The 12,251-nt window shown below is 54.4% G+C and carries 13 protein-coding genes; 10 read left to right on the forward strand and 3 right to left on the reverse strand.

Annotated elements, in window-relative coordinates; all coding sequences use genetic code 11:
* Window positions 1-353: 353 nt before the first annotated feature.
* From Q0J85_RS11970 to dnaN, 3 genes are read right to left on the reverse strand one after another with little or no spacing between them, the layout of a single operon-like run.
* Window positions 354-1,316: a radical SAM protein gene (locus Q0J85_RS11970; protein WP_294481928.1), complete on the reverse strand. Its 963-nt coding sequence runs from the start codon at window positions 1,314-1,316 to the stop codon at window positions 354-356.
* A 3-nt stretch (window positions 1,317-1,319) separates the two neighbouring features.
* On the reverse strand, window positions 1,320-2,387 hold the full coding sequence (locus Q0J85_RS11975; protein ID WP_294481929.1) for a DNA replication/repair protein RecF: 1,068 nt from the start codon (window positions 2,385-2,387) through the stop codon (window positions 1,320-1,322).
* Window positions 2,388-2,397: 10 nt separating this feature from the next.
* On the reverse strand, window positions 2,398-3,492 hold the full coding sequence (dnaN, locus tag Q0J85_RS11980; RefSeq protein ID WP_294481930.1) for a DNA polymerase III subunit beta: 1,095 nt from the start codon (window positions 3,490-3,492) through the stop codon (window positions 2,398-2,400).
* A gap of 532 nt (window positions 3,493-4,024) precedes the next feature.
* On the opposite strand from dnaN, the gene Q0J85_RS11985 reads away from it, so the two are divergent.
* The 10 genes from Q0J85_RS11985 (at window position 4,025) to Q0J85_RS12030 (ending at window position 12,096) form a co-directional block, all read left to right on the forward strand.
* Window positions 4,025-4,669, forward strand: a complete 645-nt coding sequence (locus Q0J85_RS11985; protein ID WP_294481931.1) for an SIS domain-containing protein — start codon at window positions 4,025-4,027, stop codon at window positions 4,667-4,669.
* Window positions 4,666-5,376, forward strand: coding sequence for a polyprenyl diphosphate synthase (gene uppS, locus Q0J85_RS11990; RefSeq protein WP_294481934.1), 711 nt, complete (start codon window positions 4,666-4,668; stop codon window positions 5,374-5,376). The genes Q0J85_RS11985 and uppS overlap by 4 nt, the downstream gene beginning before the upstream one ends.
* Window positions 5,377-5,429: 53 nt before the next feature.
* Window positions 5,430-6,383, forward strand: a complete 954-nt coding sequence (locus tag Q0J85_RS11995; protein ID WP_294481935.1) for a phosphatidate cytidylyltransferase — start codon at window positions 5,430-5,432, stop codon at window positions 6,381-6,383.
* 72 nt (window positions 6,384-6,455) lie between these two features.
* On the forward strand, window positions 6,456-6,938 hold the full coding sequence (locus Q0J85_RS12000; RefSeq protein WP_294481936.1) for an Lrp/AsnC family transcriptional regulator: 483 nt from the start codon (window positions 6,456-6,458) through the stop codon (window positions 6,936-6,938).
* Window positions 6,901-8,100, forward strand: a complete 1,200-nt coding sequence (locus Q0J85_RS12005) for an aminotransferase class I/II-fold pyridoxal phosphate-dependent enzyme (protein ID WP_294481938.1) — start codon at window positions 6,901-6,903, stop codon at window positions 8,098-8,100. The genes Q0J85_RS12000 and Q0J85_RS12005 overlap by 38 nt, the downstream gene beginning before the upstream one ends.
* Before the next feature lie 18 nt (window positions 8,101-8,118).
* Window positions 8,119-8,829 (forward strand): hypothetical protein, encoded by a 711-nt coding sequence (locus tag Q0J85_RS12010; RefSeq protein ID WP_294481939.1) that lies wholly within the window; start codon window positions 8,119-8,121, stop codon window positions 8,827-8,829.
* 48 nt (window positions 8,830-8,877) lie between these two features.
* On the forward strand, window positions 8,878-9,444 hold the full coding sequence (locus tag Q0J85_RS12015) for an ABC-type transport auxiliary lipoprotein family protein (RefSeq protein WP_294481941.1): 567 nt from the start codon (window positions 8,878-8,880) through the stop codon (window positions 9,442-9,444).
* A 24-nt stretch (window positions 9,445-9,468) separates the two neighbouring features.
* Window positions 9,469-10,164: an FAD-dependent thymidylate synthase gene (thyX, locus tag Q0J85_RS12020; protein WP_294481943.1), complete on the forward strand. Its 696-nt coding sequence runs from the start codon at window positions 9,469-9,471 to the stop codon at window positions 10,162-10,164.
* 1 nt (window position 10,165) lies between these two features.
* Window positions 10,166-11,134 (forward strand): 4-hydroxythreonine-4-phosphate dehydrogenase PdxA, encoded by a 969-nt coding sequence (gene pdxA, locus Q0J85_RS12025; protein ID WP_294481945.1) that lies wholly within the window; start codon window positions 10,166-10,168, stop codon window positions 11,132-11,134.
* Window positions 11,131-12,096: a peptidylprolyl isomerase gene (locus Q0J85_RS12030; protein ID WP_294481947.1), complete on the forward strand. Its 966-nt coding sequence runs from the start codon at window positions 11,131-11,133 to the stop codon at window positions 12,094-12,096. The genes pdxA and Q0J85_RS12030 overlap by 4 nt, the downstream gene beginning before the upstream one ends.
* The last annotated feature ends 155 nt before the right edge of the window (window positions 12,097-12,251 follow it).

Raw genomic sequence — 12,251 nt, forward strand, 5'->3', positions numbered from 1 at the left:
GGAGAGACGCGCTCTTGCGAGCCGCTTTCTCTCCCCCGAACCCCTCTCTTGTTCCGCCGAGCGCCGGAATGGGTTGCGGAGTGGGAACGGAGTGGAGAGTTGGAAAGCGAGTTGTTTTCTCTCCCCCGCACCCCTCTCTTGTCCTGTCGCGCGCTGGAATGCGTTGCGGCGGCAATGATTGGCCGATGAGGATTTTGATGGATAGTGGGGATGGGGAGAGATGCTTTTCCTCCCCCCTGTTTTTCCTCTTGCAAGACTCTATTCCGCCGGAAAAAATGAAAAAATATTTTACGATAAATTATTGACAATCAAAATATTTAAATAAAACGACGGAATAATCCGTTATTTTTCCGTCACTTTTTATAATGCGGGGCGGAGTAGAAAGTTCCGCGCTGTTGCTTTTCGATTTCAACCAATCCGGATTTGAACAGTTTCTCAAGGATCGGATTGATTTCACTGCCGGGCCGGTTGAGCGCTACTTCAAGATCGGCCACCGTCGCCGGCCGGCGGCTCACCAGATCGAGAATCCGCTTTTCCGCACCCGTGAACAAAGAGGGATCGTGTGCAATGGTCTGCGTCCGGTAACGGAACGGACCGACCGCCTCCACCGGAACAAACGGTTCGAGAGCGGCGATAAAACGACGGGTATTTCCGGCAGTTGACGGACGAATCCAATCGACCACCCCGGGTCGGTCGAGCGTATTGAGCTGAACGAGCGGAACTCTCATCGGACGAATGAGTTCCACAAATCGCGCAATCGATTCATCAGAGTCGTTTACGCCGGGAACAATGAAAAGTTCCAGGTGAACCAGACTCTTCGTAGTCCGGCAGAAATCAGTCAAATCACGGATAAATCCGTCAAATTTCAAATCCGGATGCGGCCGATTGATCACCTCAAACTCCTCCGCATTCGAGGCATCCAGCGAGGGAACGATCAAATCCACCGGCTCTATTTCGGAACGAAGTTGCCGGTCTCCCAGAGCAAAACCGTTGGTCAAAAGGCAGATCCTGTATTCCGGATGCTTCTCTTTCAGAAAAGAAACCACCCGCCCGATACCGGAATTCAGCGTCGGCTCTCCCGACCCGGAAAAAGTGATGTAATCGAGTTCCGGCTTCGTTCTCAGAACCTCATCGAGTTCCGCAATTACCGCGTCAATCGGCACATACTCTTTCCGCTCGAGCGTGAGATCAGTCGTCTCTTTCGCCTCGCAGTAAATACAGTTCAAAGAACAGGTTTTCGGACGAACCAGGTCGACTCCGAGCGAAATCCCCAGCCGGCGCGACGCCACCGGCCCGAATACATATTGTTTGATCATTTTTTATCCCCTGCACAAAATGGATCGATTGATCGCAATTTCCTCCGCATCGCGAAAGAAAGCGAGATCCGGAAATTCCGTGAATGTATAAAACTGCTGATCCGCATCCGAAATCGTCTCGAAAAAACGGATCTTGTTTTCCTCATCGAGTTCCCCGGTCACATCGTCGACCAGCACCGCAACTTTCTCCTGCGCGGAACGGCGGACCAGGTTGAATTCCGCCAGTTTCAGCAGAAGCGACATCAGGCGGATCTGACCCGTTGACCCGTAATGTCGCAACAACTTTCCGTTCAACAGAAATTCAAATTCATCCAGTTGCGGACCGCTGCCGGTGCAACCGCGGATGATCTCTTTCCCGCGGGATTTCTCCAGCGCAATCCGATACTCCTCCGGCTCTTCCGGGTAATCGCAGCGATACGATATCCGGAATTCTCCGCCGCCACGTTGAATCAGCAAACGGTTCAACTCCTCCTCCACCAGACCGGCGTATTCCCGGCGCCGTTGGGCGATCAGCGGCGCATTTTCGGCCAATTCCGGTTCAAATGCCGCCGCAATCGCGCCTTTTCCCGGACTCTTCAGCGCCCGGTTCCGCTGCGCAAGCGCCCGATTGTAACGAGCCAGCGCCGACAGATACGCACCATCCAGCGTTGAAATCAGCATGTCGAAAAAACGCCGCCGGAACGACGAACTCCCGCCGACAATATTGCGATCTTCCGGCACGAACACCACCGCCCGAAACTCCCGGATGAACTCGCTCGAACGCCGGATCCGGGACGAATCGATCCAGGTTTCCCGCCGGTTTCCCTGCTGAACAACCCGCAACGTCTCCGGATACCCGCGGGAACGGATCTTCGCCGACAGTTCAAAACCGCGGCTGCCGATCCGTACGAGTTCCCGCCCCGAGGCTGTGCGGAATGACCGCAGAATACTCAAAAAACAGATGCTTTCCAGGAGATTCGTCTTTCCGGATCCGTTCGGACCGGTGAAAACGATCTTATCTCCCGAAAAACAGAACTCGCCTCTTTCACAGTTCCGGAAATCGGCGAGATTGAGCTGTTCAAAAAGAGCCACGGACTCGAAATTATTTCTTGCGAATCGGCATAATCACGTAAAGAAACCCTTCGTCCCCCTCGATCGCAACCGGGTTCAGCGGATCATTCAGCTTCATGCGGATCGTCTCGGTGCTGCAGTTGCGCAGAGGATCAGCCAGAAACGCCGGGTTGAATGAAACTTCAAACGGCTCACCGTCAAACGCGACTTCCACCATATCGCTGCCCTCTCCAACCTCCGTGCTCGAAGCCTGGAGCGTCAGCCGGTTATCCTCAAAACGCAGGATGATGAAACTGCTCGAATCGGAAAGAACAAGCGAAACCGTCTCGATCTTCCCGAGAAACGTCGCAGTCGGAACCTCGATCGCGCGGCTGAACGAGGCGGGAACCACCTGGCGGTAATTCGGGTAATTTCCCTCGATCAGCTTCGTGGTCACTTCAAAGGTCTTTCCGATAAACATGCACTGCTTTTCGCCGATCCGGATGGTCATGAGGTCGTCGCCGTCGAGAAGTCGACGCATCTCCTGCGCGCTCTTCAGCGGAATGATTGCGTCTCCATCCCCGCCGGTGATCGATTCTGGCGTTTTCTCCTGCATGGCGAGGCGCTTGCCGTCGGTCGCAACAAGCGTGAGAGCCGTGTCGCGCGCACTCAGCAGAATTCCGGTCAGAACCTTGCGCGAATCATCGACGCTGACCGCATAGGCGATCGACGCGATCATCTTCTTGAATTCGCTCTCCTTGATTTTAATCTCGCGACGGGCCTCGAAAGGTTCCGCCGCCGGAAAATCAGCGGCAGCCAGACCATGCAGCGTAAAATGACTCGTTCCGCAGCGGAGTTTGATATGATCTTTCTCATCGACGTCGAAAACCACATCCGCTCCGATGAAGCAGCCGACCAGGGATGCCAGTTTACGGGCCGGCGCGGTCGAGACCCCCGGAACCTCCACGGTCGCTTCCAGCGTCGTTGAAATCCGCATTTCAAGATCGGTCGTGGTCAGCGTCAGAATATTGTCCTCCGCCTGCAGGAGAACATTGCCGAGCACCGGAAACATCGAACGGGATCCGATGATGCTCCCTACCCGCTGCAGCGCTTTCTGCAGTTTTTCGCGGTTGACGGTAAATTTCATTTTCAGCCTCCAGGAATGTTATTTTTTTCCGATGCTCATACCGGTAATTTACACCTCCATTCTCAAAAAAACAACCATCGAAAGCGATATTTTCCGCCTATTCTGCAGCCTCGCCGATTTCTCTCTATTCTTAGTTCTTAAATAAAGAAAAAGAAATATTCAGAAGTATTATAAGGAGTCTTTTCCTGTCAATAACCGTTTTTTTTCATCGCTAACCGTCAAATGGTAAAAGAATTCCATATGCCACATAAATTGTGAATAACTCTGATTACGGTACGGGTGAAATCATGTGAATAATGATTTTTTAACAGAAAATCAACCAATCATCAACGAATTATTAACAAACTTATCATCATTTTGAAAATCGGCGATTCTGGTGAATTCCGGGATAAAATAAATCTCGATTTCCCGTAAGGACGATTGAAAAAGCTCCTTTTACCGGTTATCTTATCTGGCGGGTTTTCCGGGAAGTTGAGAGCTGTTCCTGCGGAGCACCGCTGACCCGGCTGCCGGTTTGAGAAAGGATGGAAACTTGAACGGGGAAGTAGAACAATTTCTGGAGAGGTATCCGGCATTGTCGGTCTGCCGTGAGTCTCTCAAAACCATGATTGAAATGGTGACGGAGACATTTCGGAACGGCGGAACGCTGTTCACCTGCGGCAACGGCGGCAGTGCTGCGGACTCGGAACATATCTGCGGTGAATTTCTGAAAGGATTCCGGATGCTCCGGCCTCTGGCTGCGGACCAGCGCGAACGGTTCGACTCTTTGTTCGGAGTCGAGGGCGCCGAGACGGCGGCGAAACTGCAGAACGGTCTGCGCTGCATTTCGCTGTTGAGTCATCCCGCCTATTTGAGTGCGTTTGCGAACGACGTCGATGCGGAACTCGTCTTCGGCCAGCAGCTCTGGGCGCTCGGCCGCGCAGGGGATGTTCTTCTGGCGATTTCCACCGGCGGGAATGCCGCGAATGTGAAACGCGCCCTGATGGTCGCGAAAGCGCTCGGAATGCGTTCGATTCTGCTGACCGGAAACCGGCACGGTTGCTGTGAAGCGTATGCGGATTGTGTGGTGGCTGTCCCCGAGTCGGAGACCTATCGGATTCAGGAGTATCATCTGCCGGTCTACCATCTTCTCTGCATGACGGTGGAGTCCCGGTTGTTCGGAGGAAATAAGGCATGACGGAAAAAACGATTCGCCATGTGGCGATCATCATGGATGGAAACGGCCGCTGGGCCGAACGGCACGGGCTGCCGAAGATCGAGGGACATCGGCGCGGCGCCAATCAGGTTTCGGTGATTCTCGAAGCCGCCAGGGATGCGAAAATCGATTTTCTGACGCTCTATGCGTTCAGTACTGAGAACTGGAAGCGGTCGAAGCAGGAGGTTGCCGCTTTGATGAAGCTCATGGAGGAGTTCCTCGATGAAAAGATTCCGGAACTTATGGAGAAAAACATCCGGCTCCGGGCGATCGGCCGACTCGGTGATCTTCCGGCGGGTGTCCGGGGAAAGTTGCTCCGGGCGATCGAGGCAACGGCGGACAATACGGCCGGAACGTTGATTTTCGCATTGAGTTACGGCGGGCGGGCGGAGATCGTCGACGGCGTGAACCGCTATCTGGAAGCAGCCTGGAAGAGCGGAAAAAAACCGGAGAAATTGACGGAGGAGTCGTTCCGGAACTGTCTCTATGCGCCGGATGTGCCGGATCCGGAACTCATGATCCGCACGAGCGGAGAGTTGCGGATCAGCAATTTTCTGCTCTGGCAGCTCTCGTATTCGGAGTTTTATGTGACGGATACTCTCTGGCCCGATTTCGGCAAAGAGGAGTTTGCAGAAGCGCTCGCCGCCTACCGGAAGCGGGAACGCCGGTTCGGCGGAAGATTGAAATGACGGAAAAATAACGGAAAAATGACGGATCAATATCATAACAAGGGAGTGTTAAGTTGCTGAAGTACAGGGCGATCAGTTTTCCGATCCTCATCGCGCTGCTGGCGGTCATGGTTTTCTGGCCGGAGTGGGGGAAGTATCTCTTTTCCATCGCAGCGGGATTGATGGCCGGGATGATGTTTTATGAAACTGGAACGATGCTTGAAAAGGTTGGAATTCGTTCTTTCCGGAAGAGTGCGGCGATTCTGGGCGGATTTTTTCTCACCGTCATGCTGTTGGGGCTGACGTTTCAGCCGGACTCTTTTTACTCGCTCATAACTGGCGAGAACCAGTTGAAATCGGACTCTTTTTACTCGCTGATGACCGGCGAGAACCGGTTGAAAAACGTCCAGGTTCTCTTTCAGATTCTGACGGCATGTTCTCTTCTGGTCATTATGTTCGGCGGCTGGGTCATGCTGCTTTTCCGGAAAGAGAAGAAAGAGGTCTTAGAGCGTTCTCTCGGGTCAGTCGGGATTCTGGCTCTGTGCGGAATCCCGGTGACGGCGCTTGCGCTCGTCTATTTCGAGCCCGGGCTTGGACCGGTGGCGCTCTTCTTCGTGATGATGGTCACGAAAGCGATGGATACGGGCGGCTATATTTTCGGCATGCTCTCCAACCGGTGGATGCCGGGCGGAAATCATAAAATTGTTCCGTCGATCAGTCCGAAAAAATCGTGGGAGGGCACCGCCGGCGGCGTGATTCTGAGCATTGCAGTGAGTCTGCTGTTCTACTGGCTGTTCTGCAGCAAGGGAATCGGGGTGAATGCGCCGCTCGGGTGGTATATTGCCGCCGCCGTGGTGCTTGCGCTCGGGAGTTTCGCGGGTGATCTTACGGAGTCGGCTCTGAAGCGGACCTGCGATGTCAAAGACTCCGGCCACTGGATTCCGGGGATGGGAGGTGCCTTCGATGTGCTTGACAGCTTCATCTACAATGGAATTCTTTTCTGGCTTCTCGTGTTTTTTCTCCGCTGAGAAGTGGAAAATTCCACCTGGTCATGGTACAGTATATATAGAAGAAAAGCAGGAGACAAGGGGATTGTACGCATGAAAGCTAAAATTCTGAATCTGCTCACGGAAGATGCGCGCATGAGTCTTGCCGAGATCGCAAAACGTGTCGGCGCGACTCCGGAAGAGGTGAAAGCAGCGATTCTCTCCCTGGAAGATGAGGGTGTGATTCGCGGATACAAGGTGATTTTGAACGAGAGTGATCTCGGAATCAGCAAGGTGCGGGCACTGATCGAGGTCAAGGTGACGCCGCGCCGGGATGGTGGATTCGACCAGGTGGCGCAGCGCATCGCGCGATACCCGGAGGTCACGGATCTCTACCTGATCTCCGGGGGATTCGATCTGTTGCTGATGGTCGAGGGGGATTCTCTTCAGGATATCGCCTCGTTCGTGTCGGCGAAGCTGTCCACGATCGACGGAGTGATTTCCACGTCGACCGGTTTCATGCTCAAAAAATACAAGGAATCCGGCAGGATTATGCAGAATGATGAAGAATATGAACGACTCAAAGTGTGCCCATAGGGAGTTTGTCGCCGATCATGTGAAACAGCTGCCCAAGAGCGGCATCCGGCGATTTTTCGATCTTGTCAATACGATGGACGACGTCATCAGTCTCGGCGTTGGCGAACCTGACTTTGTGACGCCGTGGACGATCCGGGAAACGGGGATTTTTTCTCTGGAAAAAGGACATACAAGTTACACCTCGAATCTTGGAACTCCGGCGCTGCGCCGCGAAGTGTGCCGCTATGTGGAGAAGAATTATCATGTCTCCTACAATCCCGACAACGAGTGCATCATCACGATCGGCGTGAGCGAGGCGCTCGATATCGCCATGCGTTCACTCCTGAATCCCGGGGATGAGGTTCTTTACACGGAACCATGCTTTGTCTCGTACCCGGCGGAAGTGCGTATGGCGCACGGTGTTCCGGTTCCGCTCGAGACCAGATTCGAGGATGAATTTGCGCTCGATCCGGAGATGCTGCGTCGGAAAATCACGCCGAAGACCCGGGTTCTTTTGTTGAATTTCCCCTGCAACCCGACGGGCGCGGTCATGCCGGTGGAGAATCTCCGCAAAGTGGCGGAAATCGCAATCGAGCACGATCTTGTGGTGATTACGGATGAGATTTACTCTGAACTTCTTTACGAGGGGGAGCATGTTTCGATCGCCTCGCTGCCCGGCATGCGGGAACGGACGCTGTTTCTGCACGGCTTTTCCAAAGCGTTTGCAATGACCGGGTGGCGGATCGGTTACGCCTGCGGTCCGCGGGAGATCATCGATGCGATGATGAAAGTTCATCAGTACGCGATCATGTGTGCCTCGACAATGGCCCAGGAAGCGGCGCTCGAGGCGCTGCGGAACGGAGCGAAAGAGATGGCCCGCATGCGTGATTCCTACTGTGAACGCCGGAATTTGATTGTCGACGGGCTGAACAGAATCGGTCTGGAGTGTCTGCTGCCGAAAGGGGCATTTTATGCGTTTCCGTCGATTCGCTCGACGGGACTGGATTCGACCGAATTTGCGGAGCGGCTGCTGAAAGCGGAGCGGGTTGCCGTGGTGCCTGGTGTGGCGTTCGGCGCGAGCGGAGAGGGGTTTGTGCGCTGTTGTTATGCTACGGCGGCATCGGAACTCATTGAGGCGCTCGACCGTATGGGGCGGTTTATGGAGTCATTGAAACAGCGGTGAAGTTCAGCTGGAGTGGACATGAAACGGAAGATCGTTCTCCTGATTCTGTTCATTGGTCTGGCTATTTCGCTTCGCAGTGAAGTGTTTACGCTCTGGCCGTGGAAAGGTGGTGGAACCTCTTCCCGGGAGTCGCTTGCAGAGACCATTCCAGGAGTCGGGCCGGTTCTGCATACTGAAAAAATGAGTGTGAACGGAGTCGATCTGGAATTGACGGTTTCGGCGATCAACACGGATTTCGTCACATTGACAGAATTTTTGTTGCGGACGTTTCAGCCGGAGAATCTCCAATTCGGTCCCGGTTCCGTGAAAACGGCTTATCAGGTTGGCGGGAATCTTGTGGAACGGTGGTTGATGGTCGATGGCGGTCCCGGAAAACCGGTGACGTTTTTCCGGATCACTTCTCCGGAAAAACTGCCGGCTCCCGGTGAGTGGCCGTCGGAACTTCCGGAACTTCCGCCGGGGGCGGCAGTGGAGCAGATCATCCGTTTTCCCGGCCGGAACGCGGTGTATGGTTCATTCCGGAACAGCGGCGGGGATCCGGCTGCGTTGCTGCGGACGGTTTCAGACCGTTTGCAACTGACCGGATGGACTCCGCTCGGTCGGGAAGCGGAAACACTCTCCGGCGGCAGCGGCGAAATTTTTCTCCGGAGTGATGAAAAGAAAATTCTCTGGGTGAATTTCGGAAGTAACGGAGTAGGAGCTGCTTACATTCGTCCGTATTTAAAGTGACGGGAAAGTGACGGAAAAATGACGGATAAAATAAGGTTTTTACAGAAGATGAAAATCTGGTTAAGCAGTTTGTTTCTTCCGTTTCTGACGGGATGCGCTCTGATGTCGACCACCTATGTTGATCCGGTGGAGTACGATCTGTCGACCAGGGAGGATCCGTTGCCGGAAGTCCGGTTCGAGGTGGGGACATTCCGCAATCTTTCGGGTTCGGACCGTCGCTTTCTCTATCGGGAGAAGAGCTGCCGGATGATTGCGGATGACTACAACCGCTGGCTGCTCTCTCCGGATCTGATGCTTGAGCGGCAGATGTACAGAATTCTTTCGCCGGACGGAGAACGTGCGAGCGGCAGAAATGGAACATTTGTCCGGATCAGCGGTACGATCTACCGGTTCGACTTCGATTTAAGTCCGCGGCAGGCTGTGCTGAGCGTCGACTATACCGTGCGTATTTTCACGGACCGGAAACTTGTCGGAAGTGAAAATTTGGCTGTTACAACCCGTGAGGCGATTCACGACGATACTCCCGACGCCGCGGCGGAAGCGATGTCCCGCTGTGTGCAGCACTCCATCGACCGTGTGCGCGCCATTCTTGCGGAAACGAAAACCGGAAAATAACATCCGATTCATGAAGGAGAGACCATGGAACATCTGAATGTACCGCCCGTCAATCATGTGAAAGTTCTTGACGGACAGGGATGGGTCGGCCTGATCGATCATCTCGGAACGGAAGCGACCATCGTGAACGCCGCCCGCGTTTCGTTCGGAAAACTCAAGAAAGAGATGGACGAAAAAGATGTGGGGCTGCTGTCATATCTGATTGCGAACAGACATACGAGTCCGCTGGAACACATGGTGTTCACGTTCAGCATTCACTGCCCGCTCTTCATCCGGGGGCAGTGGCATCGGCATCGGACCTGGAGCTACAACGAGATTTCGCGCCGCTACACGGAGATCGACATGGAGTTCTACACGCCGTCGGTTCTGCGACGGCAGTCGGAAAACAATCGTCAGGCCTCTTACTTCGATCCGAATTTCGATGGAAAGGAACTCCGCGAGGAGATTCGCCGCCACAATCAGGAGAGTTTGAAACTCTATGAGCATCTGATCGCCTCTGGAGTCTGCCGGGAGCAGGCGCGCGGTGTGTTGCCGCAGAATATGATGGTCACGTTCTGGGGGACGGTCAATCTGTCGAATCTGCTTCATTTCCTTGAATTGCGTGACAGCGATCACGCGCAGGCTGAGATTCAGGAGTACGCAAAGGCGATCAAAAAGCTGATCAAGCCGCTCATTCCGCACGTAGCGGAATATTATTCAAAACAGGGACAGGAGTGGTAAGATGGCGCACTACATTCCGAAGATCGCGCTGACTGCCGGAGATCCTGCCGGAATCGGACCGGAACTTGCGGTGAAAACGGCGGTTTCTCCGGAATGGAACAATCGGGCACGATTCGTCATTTACGGAGAAGTGACGGTACTTGAGGAGGCTGCACGTCGCTGGAGTGACGGAAAAGTGACGGAAATACGTTCCGCCGGTTCGTTGCCGTTCGGCAGTTTTGAGCTTGGACGCGCCGACGGCCGGTGTGGAAAAATCGCATATGACGGATTGACCATGGCGGTTCGGGATGCGCTTTCCGGAGAGGTCGACGCGATTGTGACAGCTCCAATGAACAAATACGCGGTGAATCTCGCCGGGATTCCGTTCACGGGGCACACGGAACGGATTGCGGAACTGTGCGGCTGCTCGAACTATGTCATGATGCAGTCTTCCGGAGCTTTGCGGATGGTTTTCGTGACCTGTCATATTCCGTTGGCGGAGGTGCCGTCCCGGGCGGTGAAGTCCGAGATCGTGCGGGTGACGCGGCTGCTCGATGAGGCGGTCCGGGCGGAGGGAATTGCATCGCCGAAACTTGCGATGGCGGCGATCAATCCGCATGCGGGGGAAAACGGCTGCATGGGCGTCGAAGATGAGCGGGAGACGAAACCGGCGATTGCGGAACTTCGCGCTGCCGGAATCGATGTGGACGGTCCTTTTCCGCCGGATACGCTGTTTGTCGAATCGACCCGGAGTCGTTATGACGGGCTTGTGACGATGTACCACGATCAGGGGCATATTCCATTCAAGATGCTGGCGTTTGAGAGCGGGGTGAATTCGACGCTCGGGCTTCCGGTGATCCGGACGAGTCCTGATCACGGCACGGCGTTCGACATCGCCTGGCGCGGGATTGCGGACGAGGGAAGCTTTCATGCGGCGGTGGATCTGGCGATTCGGCGGGCGATTCGCAGACGGGAGAGGGAAGCTCAATGATGAAAAGAGGTGCATTCGGGCTGTTTCTCGCATTGATTTTTGCGGCGGCAACTGGTTTTTCCGAAGAGAAAGAGCAGATGCAGGTCAATTCGATTCTGGCGTCGGTGAACGGGGAACCGGTCAGTCTGGTCGATATTCTCGGATCGACACGCAGCAGTGAGTTTCAGGCGTATGCGATTTACTCCGGCAAGCGGCTTGAGGAGGAGATCCGGAAGATCCGGATGAAAGCCGTAGATGATCAGATCGACCGGATTCTGGTGCTGGAGGCGTATCGGGAGAATCCGTTTGATCTTCCGCAGCGGAACATCGAAGAGGAGCTGGACAACATAGCGGAACGCATGGGGGTTCGTTCCCGCAGTGAGTTTACCCGGAAACTCCGGGAGTCCGGAACGACGATTGAGGAGCTGCGCCGGGAGATTGAAGAATCGATGATTGTGCAGATCATGATCTATGACCGGGTTCGAGTCGAGAGCAATGTCACGCCGCGCGAGGTGTATGAATACTTTCAGGCGCACCGGGAGGAGTTCGTCTCTCCGGAGAAGATCGAGCTTGCCATGATCATGCTCGACCCGAAAGACCCGGATCTGGAACGGAAGACGAAAGAGATTTCCGAACAGCTGGCAGCTTCGCCGGAGTCATTTCCGGAACTTGCGAAAGCGCACAGTGTCGGGCCGGATCCGCAAAGCGGCGGCAATCTCGGCGAAATCGAGTGCCGGCGTCTCCGGACGGAGTTTGCCGCTGCGATCGATTCATTCGACGCGGGGCGGGTTTACGGTCCGATCCGGACGCCGGAAGGGGTGGTTTTTCTGCGTATTCTTTCCCATACGCCGGAGAAAAAAGGAAATTTCCGGGAATTGAGCGCCGAAATCCGTGAGCGGATCGAAACCTCCCGCCATGATGAGATCCGGCAAGCATATCTGAACCGTCTGCGGGCAAAGGCGATCATTCGTTATTTCTTCTGACGGAGCTTCCGCTTTCAAAAGATTTCCTGAAAAGCGGTTGGATTGGCTACAAAAAACTTGTATTTGCACTGCTGCGAGTATATATTCCCGTGAGATGTTTTTGAGAAATGGGAATAACCGGCAACTGACATGGTACGGAAATGAAGATATATTGC

It is taken from the genome of uncultured Victivallis sp. (genome assembly GCA_944389935.1).
Classification (GTDB): domain Bacteria; phylum Verrucomicrobiota; class Lentisphaeria; order Victivallales; family Victivallaceae; genus Victivallis.